Raw genomic sequence first — 20154 nt, 5'->3', positions numbered from 1 at the left:
ATGTTCAAGAAATCTATTGCCTTATTTACTTTATCATTTTTATTTGCAACTCCTGCATATGCAGCTGCACCAACAGTGGAATCACTGGAGTTATCTATTAACCTCGTATGGATTATGATGGGAGCTTTTCTGGTTTTCTTTATGCATGCAGGCTTCGCAATGGTTGAATCAGGTTTTACCCGTACTAAAAACACGTTAAATATCTTAATGAAAAATTTTTTAACCATTTGTATTGCTGCTATGTTATTTTTTGTAGCCGGCTACGCGATTATGTTTGGAACTTCATCCGGGTCTATCATTGGAACAAACGGATTCTTCCTAAGCGGCGTGGAAGATATTGGCTTCTTCGTCTTTCAGGCAATGTTTGTTGCTACATGCGCAACCATTATGTCAGGGGCTGTGGCAGAACGAATAAAATTAGGAAGCTATATACTTATCGTTATTGCAATGACACTATTTATCTATCCAGTTGTCGGACATTGGATTTGGCAGGGTGACGGCTGGTTGACAGCTCTTGGGTTCAGTGATTTTGCCGGCTCTACGGTTGTTCATTTAACTGGCGCAATCGCAGCTCTGATGGTTGTCCTTATTCTTGGACCAAGGCTTGGAAAATATAACAAAACAAAGGTTAATGTTATTCCAGGGCATAATTTACCGTTAGGAGCACTTGGTGTATTTATTCTATGGTTAGGCTGGTTCGGCTTCAATGGCGGAAGCACACTAGCTGCTGATCCTTCTCTTGTGCCCTATGTTATTGGAACAACACTGTTATCTACATCCGCTGCATTAGTGTCTTCCTCCTTTTATACAAAATTACGCTTTAAAAAAGTGGATGCCTCTCTATCAATGAATGGTGTATTAGGTGGTTTGGTAGGCATTACAGCTGGAGCAGCAGAAATTTCACTAGGTGGTTCTATAATCGTCGGCCTTGTGTCTGGTATTTTACTGGTAGAGGCAATCCGCTTTATCGACACAAAATTGCGAGTAGATGATCCTGTTGGAGCTATTGCTGTTCATGGTGTTTGCGGAATCTGGGGAACATTGGCTATTGGCTTTTTCTCGATAGATACCGGACTATTTTATGGAAATGGTTTCAGCCAGTTAGGAATTCAAGCAATTGGCATTTTAGCAGTCATCATTTGGGTTTCTGTGACAGCTGGAGGGTTTACCTTTGTCTTAAATAAAATCTCTCCCATTCGCGTATCTGCCGAAGAAGAAAAAGCCGGGCTGGATTTCAGTGAACACGGCTCCAGTGCGTATCATTTTAAAGATAGTTTTTTAGAAGGAACTTCAAGCACAAAAACACCAATTGGTCTGGCAGACCGCTTAAATCAGCATGTACCTGCTGAAAATTCGACAAAACTATAAATAATGCATACTTCATATAGAAAAGACTGTAGAAGAGATTAAATTCTGCTTCTACAGTCTTTTGACTTTCTAACTATATTTACTCTAATTAGATTTACTCTGTTTTTGTACCCCCTCTAAAAGGTTATCTGATTTGTTATCTTCGTTATAATGCAATACCTCTTCGGAAGGCTGATATTTTTTTCCATAAATTTCTTTATCTTTATAAGTATGAATGTCCTCATACATTTTTTTCATCTGACTATAAATAATTTCCTCCGAATCATTCTGTGGCGACCAGTATAAAATTTCCAGAGGCATTTCTTCATTTGTTGCCAGTGATCTGCGGTTATAGCCAATTGACCGCGCATGACGAAAGCCTTCACGGGAATAAAACTTTAATCTTTTTTCCGTATCTGTATCTTGATAATCAATCGGTTCTACTTCCAAAATAATTGCTTTATTTTTTTCTTTCAGCTTGTCCATCAACTGATGTCCGACACCCTGCCCCCGCGTGTTCGCTGACACCCAGAGATAATCAATAAAAATAAATGTATCAAATTCAGCATACATCAATACATGCTTCGGGCTCTCGTCTTTAAAATAGACATCTCCCTTTTCCGCAAGCAAAAGCTCCATATGCTGCTTAGACTTCATTTCTTCTACCGGAAAATAATCGTTCAGCTTTTCATACCAATTCATTCAGGTTGCTCCTTTATCGATTATTGTCGTTTCATTATAACCGATTTCATTTTGATTGTGAAATGATACCTGATCAGAATGATATATGTAAAATATTGCTGCTGACGTTTCCATAAAAAATGACGATCAGCAAAAAACCGCTGAACCTTGTCCAGCGGTTTTCCCCTAATCTTCTTTACCAATCAAATAATCGACATTCTCTGTATAAGTGTTACCAGCATTCCATAATAAAAATTCATCAATTCCATTTTCATATAATGCTTTAATTTGCGCTTCTACTTCTTCCTTACCGTATTCAAATGTCGGACCGCTATATAACCATGGAGCACTGAAATCCTGCAGCCACGGACGTGACATTGGCGGATTATCCAAGGCTCCTAATACCTCATTTTCTACTTTCGAATATTCATTGACCAAATTGTATGGTTCTTCATCCGGATTGGCAATTCCAAAATAAGATGTCCAGTGACTTGGATAAATCATCGATGAAATAATATCTACATTCTCTGATATTTTTGAGAAGTTTTGACCAATTCCCGGCGCTTCTTCAATGGTTGCAGCATAGCCGAAAATATCTACGGATACATCCACATCATAATCACTTAACTCGTCACGGGCATATGCTACAAAATCAGTAACAGCTTCCACGCGTTTCTGAATATTATCTATATCCAAATCGGCGTAATCACCCATTGAATATTCCAAATCTTCATCCTTTGTTTCAAAACCCTCCGGGAAGCGGACATAGTCAAATTGAATTTCTTTAAAGCCCATTTCTGCTGCCATTTTAGCTATTTCTACATTGTATTCCCAAACCTCTTTTTCAAAAGGATTCACAAAGGATTCACCTTTTCCATTCGTCCAAACGTTCCCATTTTCTTTAAAAGACAAATCTGGTCGTGCTTCTGCTAAAATATTATCTTTAAACACAACCACACGTGCAATCGGATAAATTTCCTCTTCCTCTAAGCGTTCCATCATACCTTCTGGATCAGAAATAAATGTTGTCCCTATATCTTCATACACCGAACCTTCTTCAGGAGCAAATGTGATATGTCCATGATCCTCTTTCACGTCAATAACCATGGCGTTTAATTCTGTGGAAGATAGTAAATCTATTAAACGTTCGAATCTTTCTCCACCGGCCGAATTCCCTGTAACATAGATTCCCCGTACTGCATCTGGATATGTAAAGTTATAATTAGAAGAAATAACAAAGCGGCTAAATCGCTGTGACGTATCTATTTCTTTTAAACTAGTTGTCCGTTCTTTATGTGATTTTGCTACTACATCTGTTCCATCCTCCGCACGAGCTTCATCTGTCTGTCCGAATCCAACAAATGCTGCACCCGCAACAGCAAATGTTATCAACAGACGCTTCCATTTACTCATTCCATCAATCTCCCATATATATATTTTATTACTAGTATAAAGCAATAAAGGAAATTTTTAAAAGAAAAACTCGAAAAAAGTGGAAAAAAGTTTTACTTTGTATATTTAGAAAAAGATAAGAATAAGGATGTTTGACATTTTCCAAATTCCCGATACATCTGCCCTTGCAATTTCTCAAAAATAAACTTATAATGAACTTAATTTAATATCTGAAGCAATGAAAAAGATATAGTACATCTTTCCCGCTGATTTTAAGAGAGCTTGTGGTGCTGAAAACAAGTATCAAGGTAAGATGGAATTGGACTTTGGAGCTTTAAATAATGAAGTGATTCTATTTGATAGAATAATCAGGGTGGCAACGCGGTTCATTCGTCCCTATTTTGGGAATGAATGGGCTTTTTTTATTGCCCGGGAAATATATTTGTAACAATATTGCTCCTACCCAGACCTTCAGCTTCCAGCATAAATATCTTTTCTTTTCAGCTTTCAAATAAATAAATGAGGTGAAGATATTGCAAACAATTTTTTCAGGAATTCAACCTAGTGGTACATTGACATTAGGAAATTATTTAGGTGCACTTCAACAATTTGTCGAATTACAGGATGAATATGATTGTTATTTTTGTGTTGTTGATGAGCATGCGATAACTGTTCCTCAGGACCGGCTAGCCTTAAGGAAAAATATCAAGTCATTAGCTGCTCTTTATCTTGCTTCCGGAATCGATCCGAATAAAGTAACACTTTTTATTCAATCAGAAGTTCCAGAGCATACGCAGCTGGCATGGATTCTACAGTCCATTAATTATATCGGTGAATTGGAAAGAATGACACAATATAAAGATAAATCAAAAGGAAAAGAAGCAATTCCTTCTGCGCTATTGACTTATCCTACGCTAATGGCAGCAGATATTTTACTATATAATACAAATGTCGTTCCTGTTGGAGATGATCAAAAACAGCACTTGGAGCTGACTCGTGATTTAGCACAGCGCTTTAACCACCGTTTCAATGATATCTTTACGATCCCGGAAGTACGTATTCCTAAAGTTGGTGCACGTATTATGTCTTTACAGGATCCAACGAAAAAAATGAGTAAATCTGATTCCAACCACAAGGGCTTTATTTCTATGCTTGACGAGCCGAAGCAAATTGAGAAAAAAATAAAAAGTGCTGTCACCGATTCAGAAGGCATCGTAAAATTTGATAAAGAGAATAAACCAGGTGTCTCTAACTTATTAACGATCTATTCTGTTTGTAGTGGAGAGTCCATCGAAAGTCTCGAAGAAAAATATGCCGGAAAAGGCTACGGAGACTTCAAACAAGGTGTAGCCAATGCTGTTATTAATGTGCTGGAACCAATTCAAGCGAAGCATAACGAATTAATCAACTCCGAAGAGCTGGATCTCATTCTTGATAAAGGAGCTGAAAAAGCTTCCTTGACTGCCGGAAAAACGCTAAGAAAAGCAAAGAAAGCAGTGGGATTAGGCAGAGTTAGAAAATAAAAGAATACGGTTGGATTTGTAAAAAGAAACTATTAGATAGTGTTCAAAAAGAACAAGGAGGCTGCCTGCATATGGTCAGCTTCCCTGTTCTTTTAATTTTGCTTCGAGGTATTTTCTTCTGATTCCATTTCAGCTTCCCACATTCTTTCCAGGAAAGCCTGACCACGAATGAGTTTCTTACACAGTTCTTCATGTGCCTGGCTCCATCCATCCTTCAAGCCATTATATAGTGCTTCCCAAACCTCTCCTTCATTCATATATTTTATAGAAGGATATTTTTTAGGATTCCATTCTGTGAGCCAGTACCTTAATTCTTGTTTATTATTCGTTGTCTTTAATTGGTCTAACCCAATCATTAAAAGCTGTTTAAGCTGGCGCTCTCTTCTGGTCAGGCCATGGATAAAGGCTGGCGGCATCGACAGCATATGATATTCCTTTTGATAATTTTCCTTGTTAAAGGCATATGTTTTTTGCTCCGCTTTTTCAATCATGCTATAGACTAATTGCTCCTGTCTTGGGATTAACCTGCTCTTTTTTACCGGAATATAATATCCTGCTGTATCAAAAGCAAGTATTTCCAGCCCATCTGTTACCACCGCGGCATATTCCAATACTGTTCTTTTTTGACCTTTGCGTATGGTTGTTCTTTTATAAATACGATCGAGTAAATCTTTCGGGAGTTCACACATATCATTTTCAATGTATTCAAAAAGCTCACTTGATATGTACAGCAATGGAACCTGATCTAATAATTCAACTGAATCAGATTTTCGCCATTCATGGAAGGGGCATACATTATACCCGTTCTCTTCCCCTTCAAACCAGTTTACCCAAGCATCATGTAAATATAACATTCCCTAACCCCACCTTATTTGCCATTTAGTATTTCTTTGTTCAAAGAGTTTGTACATACATGCTTATGACATTAAATCCTATTGAACATCAAGTTTAAAATACATTATGACCATCTCACATATTTTTATGCGAAAACACTCATTTTTCTACATTAAAATGACGAAGTGAAATCAGTAAAAGCAATAAACCCAAAGGAAGAAAATAACATTCCGGCCGACCTGCTATAAACGTAAAATAATCAGCCCAAATTAATCCCGCGGGGAGAAAATTAAAATAAGCTATAACGGTAACACTTCCTGTAACTGTCATCCCGAACCCGACTAGAAATAAAAAGAAAGAACCCATCCTCTCGCCTCGCTTGCTTGTCCAATTAATATCATTCTATGTGCCTGTCCTTTAGAAAATACGAGGTTTTTTGCAGCATCAAAAGAAAACTTGGCATTCGCCGAAAGGCTTGGCGAATTCCTTAATCGGGATTATGATTATTCCCCCCATCAAAAACCGTCGCTAAAATTTTATACTTTCCTAACGTAAAAAAAGCCTATCTCCCAAAAAGAGATAAGCTTCTTTTATCTATGCTTCAAATTTTTTAAACACCAATGCTACATTATGTCCGCCAAAGCCTAACGAGTTACTTACAACTGCATTTACTTCCTGATTTCTGGCTTCATTTGGCACATAATCCAAATCACATTCCGGATCGGGATGTTCATAATTGATTGTCGGAGGAACAATTCCGTCAACAATTGCTTTGATAGAAATGATCGCTTCAATCGCTCCTGCAGCACCTAATAAATGACCTGTCATTGATTTGGTTGAAGAAATGGCCAAGCTGGATGCTTTTTCACCAAAGACGGTTTTTATCGCCTGCGTCTCATATTTATCATTTAAATCGGTACTGGTACCATGTGCATTTACATAATCAATATCATTTACATTCAGTTTCGCATCTTTAATTGCCTCTTGCATCGCACGTGCAGCACCTTCCCCATTTTCAGCAGGTGCTGTAATATGATATGCATCGCCTGTTGCTCCATAGCCGGCAATTTCAGCATAGATTTCTGCACCGCGTTCCTTGGCAGAGTCAAGTGACTCTAAAATAAGTATCCCTGAACCTTCTCCCATGACAAAGCCATTTCTTTCTTTATCAAATGGACGGCTTGCTTTCTTCGGATCTTCGGTTGTGCTTAGCGCTTTTGCTGATGTAAACCCTGCAAATGCCATATTGCTGATTGGTGCCTCTGTACCGCCTGTAATCATTACATCGGCATCGCCCCGCTGAATTGCTTTGAATGCATCACCAATCGAATTGGCACCAGAAGAGCAGGCTGTTACTGTACAAGCATTAATCCCTTTTGCTCCTAACTGAATGGATACCTGTCCTGCAGCCATATCCGGGATCATCATCGGTACAAAAAACGGACTGACACGCTTCGGTCCTTTATCCAAAAACTTTGAATGCTGGTCCTCCCATGTCTTCATTCCGCCAATTCCCGAACCGATCCAGACACCGATCCGGTCTGCATTTGCATCCGTTATTTCCAGATTCGCATCCTGTACAGCCATTTTTGCTGCGGCGACAGCATATTGCGTAAATGGATCCATCTTACGTGCATCCTTCTTCTCCATATATGCAGCCGGATCAAAATCTTTTATCTCCGCTGCCACTTTTGCTGTGAATTGATCTTTGTCCACCTTTGTAACAAAATCAATACCCGATTGCCCATTAATAACGCTTTTCCACATCGTAGAAACATCATTACCAACGGGAGTTACTGCCCCTAGTCCTGTTATTACAACTCTCTTTTCCACGATTGTTATCCTCCTTTAATTTAGATAAGACCTATTTGCCCCAGCGCATTGCAACAGCGCCCCAAGTTAAGCCTCCTCCAAATCCTACTAATACAATTAAATCATTATCTTTTATTTTACCCTCTTTTACCGCTTCAGATAAAGCCATAGGGATCGAAGCCGAAGAATTATTTCCAAAACGCTCAATTGATTTTGCCATTTTATCTTCAGAAATACCTAAACGCTCCCTTGCTGCCTCCATAATTCGAATATTTGCCTGATGCGGAACAAGATAGTCAACATCTTCACGAGACAATCCAATTTTTTCAACAACATTTATGGTAGACTCTGGCATTTGTCTCACTGCAAATTTAAAAACTTCTCTTCCATTCATTACAATATGGTCTTTTTTATTTAAATAAAGGTCTTTTCCGCCGGCACCGTTAGATCCTAACTCAAAGGAAAGTATCCCCTTTCCTTCAGATACTTCGCCAATGACAGCTGCTCCGGCACCATCGCCAAATAACACACACGTAGAACGGTCTGACCAGTCCGTAATTTTAGATAGCTTCTCTGATCCGACTACAAGTACATTTTTATACGTGCCAGTCGCAATAAATTGATTTGCTGTAATAATACCATACATAAATCCGGCACAAGCAGCACTAACATCCATTGCTGCAGCTTTTGTTGCTCCTAATTTATCCTGAATCAGACAAGCCATTGACGGAAAAGAAGTATCCGGTGTAACTGTTGCCACTAAAATTAAATCAATATCTTCTGCCTTCATATCCGCTTCTTTTAATGCTTCTACGGATGCATAATATGCCATATCCGAAGTATCAATATCGTCCGTAGCTAACCTTCTTTCATGAATTCCTGTTCTGGTCCGAATCCATTCATCATTGGTATCAACGATTTTCTCTAAATCGTGATTGGTAACTACATTTGTAGGTAAATAATGGCCGGTCCCTAAAATACCGATACTCATTTAACCGCGCTCCCCTTCTATAAATAACATTAATATCAAACATTATGACTTGGTACTAATTTTAAGACAAAATGAATTGGATAGCAAGTTACAATTTTACTCAAGGGTGGAACTGTACTATCCAAATTCTTTTCTTCATTTCTTCTTAAGTATATTTTATTGACCATGACACTTAATTTATTGATGCACCTATGTCAGTATTCATTTGGCAGTAAGCCCGTATTAATGTATTCCTCTATATCCTCTTCTACCTGCATTTTTACATAGCTTGGAACAGAATCGCGAAATTCACCAAGTGTAATAAAACCATCTTTAAAATCGTACGTATAAATTTTTCCCTCCAGATCCTGTTTGTTAAACTCTTCTGCTACGGATTGATACAGTTCACCGATATGCTGAATGGTACTTGTTAAAACAGCGTCTGGAGCAGTCTCCATCTGATCCATCATATAACCTATTGCAAAAAGATGATCCGCTTCAGCCTCTCTCAGAATACTTTCACTAAATGCATCTCCAATAGGATAAAAAATATCTACGTCTTGTTCCTTCATTGCCGCATAATAATCCATCGCAAGCGCAACATTATTCCAATCGTTTAAATAATTCAATTTGACCTCAGCTTCTTGATTAACGTAGCTAACGCCTTCAAAAAATCCTTCTGTCTCGGGCTGCCAGGAGTGGGCGGCAATCACACCAATCTGATTGGTCTCTGTCATGTTTCCAGCTACCATACCTGCAAAAAATCCCATTGCATGACCATTAAAGTTCAAGGAAGTTACATTTTCTCTTGACTCGCCTCCATTCACATAAACAAAATGAACATCCGGATAACTTTCAGCGAGCGACATGAAATATTCACCATAAATATTGCTATGACCATAAATTAAGTTGACACCATTATAGGCGAATTGCTCAACAGCCTGCTGTACTTGATACATAGTCTCTACATTTTCCTCATAATATACATCTACATCGTATTCATCAGCTATCTCCATCAATGCTTGATATCCTTGTTTTGTCCAAGGATTACTATCTATTTCTGTATCCGTTAAAAATCCGACATTTTGTATTTGACCTGTCTCAAAATAAGAACAGGCAGATAGTATACAAATGAAACTTAGCAGGATTAGTGGATAGAAGACATATTTCACCTTAGCACATCCATTCCATTACCGAAGTCGCTTATTAAATATTTGTATTGTTTTTATTACTTCATTGATATCTCTATTTTCTAGCAGAACCTGCTTTTTTTCAACTTTTGTGTTTGTTAAGTTATTGTTAACGGAAATAATCTCTATTAATTTAGGCAAATGCTTCATTTTTATCCACTGCATCAATACATTTAAAAAGTCTTTAATGTAAATAGCTTTTTTTTGCCAATCTTTATCTGCATAAGAAAGCAGCCTGCCATCCACAAATAAACCATTCCCATCCATTTCCATTCCTTCCCCGATAAGATAAGGAACGGAAATGACAGATGTCACCGTGCTATCTGATAACATATTCAAACGGGGATCTGTTTGAATATGTAGTACCTTCGCAGCATGCTGATGCAAATGCTTTCTATCTGAATCATTTATAATAATTGCTATGTCATAATTATTTTTCACTTCATCTACAGCTTGAAAATGACTGTTCCTTCCAAAAAAATCTTCAAAGTCAGAATCAATTTGAGTATTTCGGATTCCATCAACTTGACAGCCATCATCTAATAGCCTTGCTGCCACATGATAACCAATCCAATGATTATGAGGAATAACTAATATACGCAACGAAAGCACTCCTTTATATAGGCTCAGGTTAGGGCTGTATTTACCATATACTGAATAAAATGTGATACAGAAAATGGATAACTGCCTCTTTCTATTCACATTAATTTTTCACAATTTTTTTTGCATCTTTCAAGCAACAAAAGGCTTTTCATGTTAAAATAATATTTATGATGTTTTGAGACAAGTTAGTAAAGTGAGGTGGACTTATGCGTTTTATCGCAACTATTTTTTGGGCTGTCGCTATCGCATTGGCAGTTTCTTATGTATTGACAAGCATGGGTGGAGACCCGTTTGTTGTTCGTGATGCACTTATTGTAGCGGGTATCTTTTCTGTATTCGTTTTTGCTTTAGCTGGTTTTGTTTTGAAAGAAGACACTGAGTAAGTAAAACCCCTTGTCTAAGTATATGCGGCAAGGGGTTTCTATATTTCTAAAATCAGCTACTAATTTTTATAGAAACTATCCTGTCATGGAAATAAAAAGTTCTATACGTATATTTATCAGCATATTTACATACAAGAGGATGTTTACGCACAGCCCAAGGACAGGCTTAAGAGACTAACTATATAATGACCAGGTCCAATCTCGTATATGTCATGTAAAAATGGATGTCTAAGACCATTTTAAAATTTATTGTACTTCTGCTTTGTTCATTTTTAAAAATAGCTGTACAATCAGAGAAGAAAAAATAAAGGAAGGTATAAAAAAATGGATGCTTTAAGTAATTTATGGACACTGATCCAGTATTTTATCCTTGGTATTGTCCAAGGTGTTACAGAACCGATCCCTGTATCCTCCAGCGGGCATTTAATCATTGTCAGGGAGCTATTTAATATTGAAGCCAGAGGACTTTCCTTTGAAATTTTTGTTAACTTTGCTTCGCTGCTGGCGGTTATGCTGATTTATCGTAAAGATATTGTACGTTTAATTGTTAATACGTGGAAGTTCTTATTCAAAGGTGATAAAACTGTCAAAAGCGACTTCATGTTTGTAGTCTATCTCGTCATCGCAACCATTCCTGTAGGGGTTATCGGTGTGCTGTTCGGAGATGTGCTTGGCGAAGCATTAAGCGGAACAAATGTCGTTGGAATCACATTGTTAATTACGGCGCTTTCTCTTTGGATTATTCGAAACCTCAGGGGACGTAAACAGGATGGTGATTTATCAGCAAAAGATGCTGTTATTGTCGGGCTTGTTCAATCTGTAGCTGTCACACCTGGAATAAGCCGGTCTGGAGCGACAATCGTTGCTTCGATGCTTGTTGGAATGAAGAAGGAAACAGCTTTACGATTTTCTTTCCTTCTCTATATCCCTGTAAGCCTGGGAACAGCTATTCTTGAAATTCCGGAAATCGCCAGAGATCCGGCAATGAGTCAGCTGTGGGCACCTTATCTGGTAGCATTTATTACTGCTTTTATTGCCAGCTACTTTGCACTAAAATGGTTTATGAATGTCATGCGCCACGGAAAACTGGAGTATTTTGCATACTACTGTGTGGTTGTAGGTATTCTTGTATTGATTTTCTTATAGAGAATCTTCACGAACGCATTAATTATTTATTAGAATCAAAAACAAAGGCATCCGCTTATTTCGCGGGTGCCTTTGTTACATTGTTCATCAATCTGGAATTCCCAAGGCAATTTTTGCATAGCGGGACATTTTATCTTTCCCCCAAGGCGGATCCCAAACGATCGTTGTTTTTGTTTCTTTCACTTCTGGTATATCTGATAAAGCATGTCTGATATCTGCTTCAATATGTGCAGATAAAGGACATCCCATAGCAGTTAATGTCATTGTCACTTCACAAACACCATCATCATCCAAGTCCACATCATATATTAAACCAAGATTGACAATATCAATACCCAGTTCTGGATCAATCACATTTTCTAATGCGCCCATTAGATTCTCTTTCATTGCTTCGTCCATCTGTCATCCTCCTTTCCCTTGTTTCTATTAAATCATACTTTAACATGTAATTAAATCATTTTACAACAGATGCCTCTCAAACCACTCAGCAGCACGATGCATTGCCGGAACACTGACTTTATGCTCTCTTCCTTTTTCTCCAATAAATTGCAAATTGCTCTTATTTGTATAAGCCGGCTCGACCGTCTGATAAAAAGAATGGGATTGTTCGAAAGGAACGACCTTATCGTTTTCACCATGCCAGAACATTAACGGACGCTCGTAAAGTGATTCCATGTGGGCAGATAAATCGATTTCAGCCAGTTTTTCAAACAAGTGATCTAATTCTTCTTTTGTAAACGGAGACTGTCCATTCTTTTCAACATAATGCAGTAATTGTCTGGCGTAAGCTTGCAGCTTTGGCGTTCCCATCATAACGGCCGCAGCATCCACCCAAGGGTATTTGACAAGTGCGGCACTTGTTGTAATCCCTCCCATACTGGTCCCGGCTACACCTAATCCCTGATCTTTTAAAAGTTTATTTTGCAGTAAATATTGACGCAAGACCCCTAACTCATCGATATTTTTTAACACGATTTCAAAAAAAGCCAATTGACGCTTATCATCAGATAATCCTTTGCTTCTTTCCCCATGATGAAGTGCATCCGGCAACAATACACGACATCCTTTATCTGCAAGCATATAGGCTATCGGCAAATTCTGTTCCTTGGCACTTGTAAATCCATGATAATAAATAACAACAGGACGCTCTTCTCCAGTGTATTTTTGATCAACAACATGTAAGCAGGGGATTCCTTCGATTGGCTCCTGATAAATTCCTATCATCTCTGACACGCTTCCTTTCAACTATCAACATACTACCTCTATTGTAAAGTTTTTGTAATATCTTTCGCAAATAATGCAGCTTTTATTTAATTTTTCTTTACTTTACATATTTTCAAATCATGGTACGATAAGGTCAGATGAGAGGTGAAGGAATGGAAAATAAAAACAGACACTTAATTGCACTTGATTTAGATGGTACGTTATTAACAGATGATAAGAAAATAAGCAGCCGAAATAAACAAGTGATCGCTCAGGCAATAGAAAATGGTCACATTGTTGTCATTGCTACCGGGAGACCTGGCCGTGCCAGCATCCAATACTATCAGGAACTCCAATTAAAAACACCGATGGTCAATTTCAACGGAGCACTCGTGCATCATCCTCTGGATACAAGCTGGAAAGGTTTTCACACACCGATGCCTCTAACTACTGCACACCGGATTATTGATGCTTCCAACGAAATTGCCGTAAAAAATATATTAGCTGAGGTACAAGATCAGGTTTATTTAGATCAATACAGTGAAGATATTATGACTATCTTTAAAGATATCCCCGAAGAATCTCCATATATTATTGGTGATATTAAGTCAAAATTAAAATATGATCCTACTTCTGTTCTAATTTATCCCGATGCTTCACAAGTGCAGGAGCTGCGGGCCCATTTGGATGATTATCATGCGGAGGTCATTGAACACCGTAAATGGGGAGCACCTTGGAATATCATTGAAATCATAAAAAAAGGAATGAATAAAGCGGTAGGTCTGAAGCGTATTGCTGATGAATATCATATCGCCAGGGAGAATATTATCGCTTTTGGAGATGAAGACAATGATTTAGAAATGATTGACTATGCCGGTGTCGGTGTTTCTATGGGAAATGCCATCGATGAGCTGATCTCTGTTTCCAATCATCAAACCTTAACAAATGAGGAAGATGGTATCGGTATATTTTTAGAAGAATATTTACATCTTAATAAGAAAAATGCCGTTATTTAAATTTTAAGGGAGACTGCAAGTTTTCAAGCTGCAGTCTTCCTTTCTTTACGCGCTAGGAAAGTACAAAATTTTAACGACGTTTTGGCGGGGCGGGTAATCCAATTGGTCTTTGTTGGGGCGGTTAACCCCAGCCTGCGTTTTTCAGGCCGGGCTTGTCAAGTTCTCTTTATCTCTTGCCGATTTTCTGTTAATATGAACTTATGAACAAATACATGAGGAGGTACTCATATGGCAGTACATATTTCCCCGACCCCAAATCCAAATGCAATGAAATACACTTCGGATAAGGTTATTTTTTCTGGGACAAACAGTATTTCTGTTATGCCCGGTGATGTAAGTGAACATGAAATATTAAATGAACTGATGAAACTGGAAGACGTTGATAATGTATTCGGTTATCAAAATTTTATTACAGTCAACAAGCATTTTGATGCTGACTGGGAGAACATTAACCCTAAAGTAGAAGAAATATTTGTGAGGTTTGGTTATTAGCAAGAGGCTGGGAGCTCCCGGCCTCTTGCTCTTTTATTAACTAATTAATTTTAACCCCATAGCCCCTGACAGGATACAGGCAATACATACGAGACGTTTCCAATCCCGCGATTCACCATAAAAAAACATCCCCAATAGCGCAGAACCGGCTGTACCGATTCCTGTCCAGATGGCATAGGCTGTTCCCATTGCAATTTCGTTCATCGCAAAGCCAAGCAGCGTGAAGCTTAATCCCCAGAACAGCACAAAAAAAATAAGCGCATAATAATTGCCCATCGATACCTTTTTTAAATAGTTCACTCCAGCCACTTCAAGAAAACCGGCAATGATTAACGCAATCCAGTGCATTATGCTTCACCCCGCTTTGGTTTATCACTTAACAGCTTCAAGCCAGCAACACCTGAAATGATAAGTGCAATAAAAATAATTTTTTCCACTTTGAATGGCACACCAAAAAACACACTCTCCACAAGCACTGTTCCTGCTGCGCCAATTCCGGCAAACACAGCATATACAGTTCCTACCGGGAGATATTGTGTTGCTTTAATTAATACAATAAAGCTGATAATAATCGCGATGACTGTCCCTGTATACTGCAGGATCGTTGTTGAGTAATTTAAGCCGGTCACCCAAATTATTTCGATAATTCCTGCTAAAATAACGTAGCTCCAATGCCTAGTCAATATGACTTCCTCCTTCTACACCTTTCCAAAAAATAACCCATGATGCTTTTATTTTTCTTTCATAGGATTCCTTCCCTGTAAAAAACAATTCCAGAATACTGCCGTCTAAAATCGTCATATATGCTAAAGCAACCGTGGACGGATGCTCTGTCAACCTCCAGGCTCTCCTTGCTGTATACTGTCTTATATAACGCGTTAACAGCTTCTCTAAATCCGTTAAAAATGGATCAATAAGCTGAAAAACTTTTTTTTCTAAAGAAGCCGGCGGAAAATATGTGATTCGATAAATGAAATGAACATCAGGCTTTTCTTCTATCTCTATGGCAATCCATTCAAAAAAGCTTTGCAATTGATTATCCAGGCTTTTCTTTTTATTTTCTTCAAAGTAATTATAAATGGAACGCTTCTGCTTTCGAAGCGCATCCTTGACAATACTTATATAAAGAGCTGATTTACTATCAAAATGTGCATATATAGATGGTTTTTTTATTCCTACCTCTTTGGCTATATGAGACAAAGAGGTCCCTTCGTATCCTTTTGCCGCAAAAGCTGCAAGTGCTGCCTCCATTATTTTTCTTTTCAACGCACTCATCCTTCCTAACGGTCGTAAGTTTACTATAGCAAATTGATTTATCATGGTCAAATATACACAGCAAAACCCCAGCCTCACATTTAAATGAAGCCGGGGTTTACAGCATCGCTATCCTACTCACCTTCCGTATCTACCGGTACATAGTTTGGATTAATCTCATTATTCTCTTCATCTTTGCCATACATAATAATAATGGGCGGTTCCTCCTGCTCTAAAATATTCTCTGAGAAGGTCTCCATGATTTCAAAATGTTGAAAAGCTTCTGGGGCTGATTCCTCCAATTCTACTATTTCTTCCTCCTGAATTATTTCTCCATCCTGCTCCATCCGGTAGAAAAAAGCATCTCCATCTGTTCTCACTTGACCAATGATATGAAATTGCTCTCCATCTACTGTAATATCAATTTCTTGGAACATCACTGTACTTGTTGTTTGTTCGTTGTCCCCCGGAACAGCGGGCTCAATTACTTCTCCGTCTCTATTTCCACAGCCTGCCAATAGTGCCGTAATAGCTATAATTGCATACCAACGTTTCATAACCTACACACCTTTTTAATCTTTTCTAAAAAATCCATATATTCCAGCAGTCTCTACAATGTTCGTAAATGCCTCCGGGTCTACTTCATTAATGATTCTTTCTAAATCATATAATTCATACCTTGTAACAACGAGGTACATCAGACTTTTATCTGTTTTTGTATATGCTCCCTTTGCTGGTAAAATCGTAATCCCCCGCACCATTGTGTCATGGATAGCTTTCTGCAGCTCGTCTGTTTTTTTTGTTACAATAAGCGCTGTAACCTTTTCATAACGTGTATGAATCGTATCAATCACCCGGGTTGTTACGTAGAGTGTCAGCATCGTATACAAAGCATTTTCAGGTTCGTATAAAACGCCGGCAATTACTATAATCAAGGAGTTCATAATTAAAAAATATGTTCCAATCGGCTTATCTTTCAGACGGGATAAAACCATTGCCACAATATCCATACCGCCTGTAGAAGCACCGGCTTTTAATGTGATACCAACACCAACTCCTGCAATCACACCGCCAAATACAGCATTTAAAATAATATCATTAGAGATCGAAACAAGCGGCAATATTTCTAAAAATAATGTCGAGAAAAATACGGATACTACACTGTAAATAGTAAATCCCTTTCCTACCTTCAGCCAGCCTAAAATCAGGACAGGGATATTTAAAAGAGCTAATAGTATCCCCGTAGATAAACCAACACTTAGGAAATCATTAAAAATACTGGATAATAGCTGAGCCGCTCCTGTAAATCCACTGGCATACACATTTGCTCCAATCAGGAAAAAGTTTAGAGATACAGCATTTAATAATGCGCCTAATATAACAATACTTATCCTTTTCGCTTCAATATAAAACACCAAACAGCCTCCTTTATTAAATTTTTTGACTAAATATTCATTTAAACGTAAACTTAATATAACTTTAATTTAAGAGGATGTTCAAAAAGTTCTCAAATGATAAGAGGCGAATCTCGCCTTGATCTTCAAGACCCAATTCGGAATCTTTTTGAACACACATTTTAAAAGAAATGGATGTGATTAAAATGGCAATCACGATTCTGGCGGATAGTGCTTGTGATTTATCCGAACATTATTATAACGAATATAATATTGAAATGATACCATTAACTGTTCATCTTGATAAAAATGACTACCGCGACAGCATTGATATTAACCCAAAGGCAGTCTACGATGCAATGAGGGGAGGTAAAACTCCAAAAACATCGCAAGCATCTGCAAATCAATTTAAAGAAATCTTTACCTCCCATGCAGAAGCGGGAAAGCCTTTACTATACATTGCTTTTTCATCTGAATTATCCGGAACCTGTCAAACCGCAAAAATGATGGAGCAAGAAATCAAAGAGGATTATCCAGAAGCACAGCTACATATTATTGATTCTAAATGCGCCTCACTGGGTCTTGGGCTGGTTGTATTAGAAGCAGCCAAAATGGCACAGCAGGATGCACCCTTTGATGAAATTATCAAGCAGACTAATATAAATGCGGCCCAGATGGAGCATATATTTACTGTCGACAATTTAGAATATCTATACCGTGGAGGCCGTGTCAGTAAAACGGCAGCGTTTGTCGGCGGACTTTTAAATATCAAACCCCTCCTGCATGTTGAAGAGGGCAAGCTGATCCCTCTGGAAAAAATTCGCGGGTCAAAAAAGGTACTTAAGCGAATGATTGAGGTCATGGACAAGCGAGGCAGTAATTTACAAGATCAAACAATTGGCATCAGTCACGGTGATGACTTACCTCGTGCCCAGGAGCTTTCAAAAATAATCCAGGACCAGTTTGGTGTGAAGGAAGAGAATATTATTATTGAAATGGTCGGGTCTGTAATTGGTGCACATTCCGGTCCGGGAACCTTAGCTTTATTCTTCTACAATAAATAAAGCAAACTTGGCAAGCCAAGCCTGAAAGGTGTAGGATTGCCTCGGTTGGGGCTGGTACTGGGACTGGGACTGCGATTACTCGTCCCACCGAAAATCATTGCGCTTATACTTTATTCCTTATCATTCTTTATACTACCTTAAAGTGTAAAATATATGCCCTCTTTGCAATGGATGAAAAAATAGATTTGACGTTAAAATAGCGTCAAATCTATTTTTGCTTCCTTTCTGAATGAACACCCTTTTTTATTGAAAACGAATTAAGAAATATTTTTTCTTTCCTCTGCGGATCACTGTAAAAGCATCACCTAAACGATCTACTTCATCTATTACATAATCCAAATCCTGAACACGTTCACCATTGATATAAATAGCTCCATTTTTCACATCTTCTCTTGCTTGCCGCTTGGATGAAGCAATAGAAGCTTCTACTAATAAATCAATCAAATTGGCAGGCTCTCTCACTGCATCGTGATTAGGAACATCTTTAAACGCCTGCTCGACCTCATCTACTTTTAACTGCTTGATATCTCCGCTAAATAAAGCTTCAGAAATTCTTTGCGCTTGCGCTAGGCTTTCCTCATTATGAATGCTCCGAGTCATTTCCTCAGCCAGGCGCCGCTGTGCAACACGTTTTTCCGGCGCTGTTTCTACTTCTTTTTCTAATTCCGAAATTTCCTCATCAGATAAGAAGGTAAAGTATTTTATAAAACGAATAACATCACGATCATCTGCATTAATCCAGAATTGGTAAAATTCATACGGCGATGTTTTTTCAGCATCCAGCCAAACAGCATTTCCAGCAGTTTTTCCAAATTTGGTTCCATCTGCTGTTGTAATCAAAGGTACGGTTAGACCAAATACTTCAGCCGTTTCACCTTGATTTTCTCTGGAACGGCGGATAAGCTCCAATCCTGCTGTAATATTGCCCCATTGATCACTTCCACCAATTTGCAGCGTACAATTTTCTTCTTCATATAGACGTAAGAAGTCCAGAGATTGCAGAATCATGTAGCTGAATTCAGTGAATGTAATACCTTGTGCAAGTCTTGCAGCAACCGAATCTTTAGACAGCATGTAATTAATTCCAAAATGCTTTCCAGCTCCGCGAAGAAAATCAATGATTGTCATATTTCCTAACCAATCATGGTTATTGCGGGAAACAACCTGATTGGCATTCGACGTATCGTCCATATCCACTATTTTTGCAATTTGCTTTCGAATACTTTCTGTAAAGCCAAAAACAACCTCTTCCGTATTCAAGCTGCGCTCGCTTGAACGCCCGCTTGGATCACCAATCATCCCTGTTCCTCCACCAACTAATGCAATCGGCTTATGTCCTGCCCGCTGAAATCTGCGCAGCATTGTTAAAGGAACAAGATGCCCAATATGCAAGCTGTCTGCTGTCGGGTCAAATCCACAGTATAATGTGACTTGATTATTTTCGAGATGCTTTTCTAATCCTTCCCGATCCGTTACTTGATTTACTAGTCCTCTGCTTTCTAAATCCTGTAAAATACTCATGAAAGTTCCTCCTGTTTAATTGATAATTTGTTCTACTGGCAACTCCGCCTGCTCCTAACCCACGGTTAAAAGAGAATAAAAAAACCCGCCCCCTCTCAAAAAAGAAAGGGACGAGTTGGATTCGCGGTACCACCCTTGTTGCTATTAAAAATATAGCCACTTAAGGTTTGTTAACGATGTTTTTCACCGTTCTTCTTATTAGCACGTAGATTTGCGATAATAAAAAGAAAAACTCCAGATTGTAATTCGTATGTGAATGTATACTGACTTGCACCACCCATCAGTTCTCTAAAACAGGGATTCACATCACTACTTCGATCCTTCAATGT

General features: G+C 38.3%; 23 protein-coding genes and 2 other annotated features (1 of these 25 running past the window's edge). Of the genes, 7 read left to right on the top strand and 16 right to left on the bottom strand.

Annotated features, from left to right (window positions below):
• The gene (locus FLK20_RS14445) at positions 1–1368 is read left to right on the top strand and encodes an ammonium transporter (RefSeq protein ID WP_152657304.1); all 1368 of its coding nucleotides are present in this window, start codon (positions 1–3) and stop codon (positions 1366–1368) included.
• An 84-nt stretch (positions 1369–1452) separates the two neighbouring features.
• On the opposite strand, the gene FLK20_RS14440 is transcribed toward FLK20_RS14445, so the two are convergent.
• Both FLK20_RS14440 and FLK20_RS14435 read right to left on the bottom strand, forming a co-directional pair.
• Positions 1453–2049 (bottom strand): GNAT family N-acetyltransferase, encoded by a 597-nt coding sequence (locus FLK20_RS14440; protein WP_152657303.1) that lies wholly within the window; start codon positions 2047–2049, stop codon positions 1453–1455.
• Positions 2050–2214: 165 nt separating this feature from the next.
• Entirely contained in the window at positions 2215–3441 is a 1227-nt protein-coding gene (locus tag FLK20_RS14435) for a putative glycoside hydrolase (RefSeq protein WP_152657302.1), read from the bottom strand.
• A gap of 208 nt (positions 3442–3649) precedes the next feature.
• Positions 3650–3821, top strand: a binding site (T-box leader).
• Between the two features lie 132 nt (positions 3822–3953).
• On the opposite strand from FLK20_RS14435, the gene trpS reads away from it, so the two are divergent.
• Positions 3954–4943, top strand: coding sequence for a tryptophan--tRNA ligase (gene trpS, locus FLK20_RS14430; RefSeq protein ID WP_152657301.1), 990 nt, complete (start codon positions 3954–3956; stop codon positions 4941–4943).
• A 92-nt stretch (positions 4944–5035) separates the two neighbouring features.
• Here the strand turns inward: trpS and FLK20_RS14425 are convergent, their stop codons facing one another.
• The 6 genes from FLK20_RS14425 to FLK20_RS14400 all read right to left on the bottom strand — a co-directional run bounded on the left by FLK20_RS14425 (position 5036) and on the right by FLK20_RS14400 (position 10352).
• Positions 5036–5797, bottom strand: coding sequence for a YjbA family protein (locus FLK20_RS14425; RefSeq protein ID WP_152657300.1), 762 nt, complete (start codon positions 5795–5797; stop codon positions 5036–5038).
• A 139-nt stretch (positions 5798–5936) separates the two neighbouring features.
• Positions 5937–6143: a YuzI family membrane protein gene (locus tag FLK20_RS22390; protein ID WP_152657299.1), complete on the bottom strand. Its 207-nt coding sequence runs from the start codon at positions 6141–6143 to the stop codon at positions 5937–5939.
• A gap of 228 nt (positions 6144–6371) precedes the next feature.
• A complete protein-coding gene (fabF, locus tag FLK20_RS14415; RefSeq protein ID WP_152657298.1) occupies positions 6372–7613 on the bottom strand; it encodes a beta-ketoacyl-ACP synthase II in 1242 nt (413 codons plus the stop codon).
• Between the two features lie 28 nt (positions 7614–7641).
• Positions 7642–8580 carry a beta-ketoacyl-ACP synthase III gene (locus tag FLK20_RS14410; RefSeq protein WP_152657297.1) on the bottom strand — a complete coding sequence of 313 codons (939 nt, stop codon included), beginning with the start codon at positions 8578–8580 and terminating at the stop codon, positions 7642–7644.
• Between the two features lie 194 nt (positions 8581–8774).
• Entirely contained in the window at positions 8775–9731 is a 957-nt protein-coding gene (locus FLK20_RS14405; protein WP_152657296.1) for a BMP family ABC transporter substrate-binding protein, read from the bottom strand.
• Positions 9732–9749: 18 nt separating this feature from the next.
• Positions 9750–10352 carry an NAD(P)-dependent oxidoreductase gene (locus FLK20_RS14400; protein ID WP_152657295.1) on the bottom strand — a complete coding sequence of 201 codons (603 nt, stop codon included), beginning with the start codon at positions 10350–10352 and terminating at the stop codon, positions 9750–9752.
• Between the two features lie 206 nt (positions 10353–10558).
• Here FLK20_RS14400 and FLK20_RS14395 point away from each other — a divergent pair, with 206 nt between their 5' ends.
• Positions 10559–10735: a DUF2929 family protein gene (locus tag FLK20_RS14395; protein ID WP_152657294.1), complete on the top strand. Its 177-nt coding sequence runs from the start codon at positions 10559–10561 to the stop codon at positions 10733–10735.
• Between the two features lie 324 nt (positions 10736–11059).
• Positions 11060–11881: an undecaprenyl-diphosphate phosphatase gene (locus FLK20_RS14390; protein ID WP_152657293.1), complete on the top strand. Its 822-nt coding sequence runs from the start codon at positions 11060–11062 to the stop codon at positions 11879–11881.
• Between the two features lie 87 nt (positions 11882–11968).
• Here the strand turns inward: FLK20_RS14390 and FLK20_RS14385 are convergent, their stop codons facing one another.
• The gene (locus FLK20_RS14385; protein ID WP_152657292.1) at positions 11969–12280 is read right to left on the bottom strand and encodes a metal-sulfur cluster assembly factor; all 312 of its coding nucleotides are present in this window, start codon (positions 12278–12280) and stop codon (positions 11969–11971) included.
• Between the two features lie 60 nt (positions 12281–12340).
• Positions 12341–13105: an alpha/beta fold hydrolase gene (locus tag FLK20_RS14380; protein ID WP_152657291.1), complete on the bottom strand. Its 765-nt coding sequence runs from the start codon at positions 13103–13105 to the stop codon at positions 12341–12343.
• Positions 13106–13257: 152 nt separating this feature from the next.
• Here FLK20_RS14380 and FLK20_RS14375 point away from each other — a divergent pair, with 152 nt between their 5' ends.
• Complete coding sequence (locus FLK20_RS14375) at positions 13258–14100, top strand: Cof-type HAD-IIB family hydrolase (RefSeq protein ID WP_152657290.1); 843 nt, start codon at positions 13258–13260, stop codon at positions 14098–14100.
• 228 nt (positions 14101–14328) lie between these two features.
• A complete protein-coding gene (locus tag FLK20_RS14370) occupies positions 14329–14592 on the top strand; it encodes a NifU N-terminal domain-containing protein (RefSeq protein ID WP_152657289.1) in 264 nt (87 codons plus the stop codon).
• A gap of 36 nt (positions 14593–14628) precedes the next feature.
• Here FLK20_RS14370 and FLK20_RS14365 read toward each other — a convergent pair whose 3' ends face one another.
• The 5 genes from FLK20_RS14365 to FLK20_RS14345 form a co-directional block, all read right to left on the bottom strand.
• Positions 14629–14940: a DMT family transporter gene (locus FLK20_RS14365; RefSeq protein WP_152657288.1), complete on the bottom strand. Its 312-nt coding sequence runs from the start codon at positions 14938–14940 to the stop codon at positions 14629–14631.
• Entirely contained in the window at positions 14940–15275 is a 336-nt protein-coding gene (locus FLK20_RS14360) for a DMT family transporter (RefSeq protein ID WP_194165633.1), read from the bottom strand. The genes FLK20_RS14365 and FLK20_RS14360 overlap by 1 nt, the downstream gene beginning before the upstream one ends.
• Positions 15268–15858 (bottom strand): TetR/AcrR family transcriptional regulator, encoded by a 591-nt coding sequence (locus FLK20_RS14355; RefSeq protein WP_194165632.1) that lies wholly within the window; start codon positions 15856–15858, stop codon positions 15268–15270. The genes FLK20_RS14360 and FLK20_RS14355 overlap by 8 nt, the downstream gene beginning before the upstream one ends.
• A gap of 122 nt (positions 15859–15980) precedes the next feature.
• Entirely contained in the window at positions 15981–16403 is a 423-nt protein-coding gene (locus tag FLK20_RS14350; RefSeq protein WP_152657285.1) for a hypothetical protein, read from the bottom strand.
• Between the two features lie 15 nt (positions 16404–16418).
• A complete protein-coding gene (locus tag FLK20_RS14345; RefSeq protein WP_152657284.1) occupies positions 16419–17261 on the bottom strand; it encodes a YitT family protein in 843 nt (280 codons plus the stop codon).
• A gap of 185 nt (positions 17262–17446) precedes the next feature.
• On the opposite strand from FLK20_RS14345, the gene FLK20_RS14340 reads away from it, so the two are divergent.
• Positions 17447–18304 (top strand): DegV family protein, encoded by an 858-nt coding sequence (locus FLK20_RS14340; protein WP_152657283.1) that lies wholly within the window; start codon positions 17447–17449, stop codon positions 18302–18304.
• 243 nt (positions 18305–18547) lie between these two features.
• On the opposite strand, the gene tyrS is transcribed toward FLK20_RS14340, so the two are convergent.
• On the bottom strand, positions 18548–19825 hold the full coding sequence (gene tyrS, locus FLK20_RS14335; RefSeq protein WP_152657282.1) for a tyrosine--tRNA ligase: 1278 nt from the start codon (positions 19823–19825) through the stop codon (positions 18548–18550).
• Positions 19826–19928: 103 nt separating this feature from the next.
• Positions 19929–20154 (bottom strand) — a binding site (T-box leader) (it continues 6 nt past the right edge of the window).

Origin of the sequence: Oceanobacillus sp. CFH 90083, assembly GCF_009389585.1 — a bacterium.
Lineage (GTDB): Bacteria > Bacillota > Bacilli > Bacillales > Amphibacillaceae > Oceanobacillus.
The sequence above is the reverse complement of the archived record's forward strand: the minus strand, read 5'-3'. Positions and strand labels throughout refer to the sequence as shown.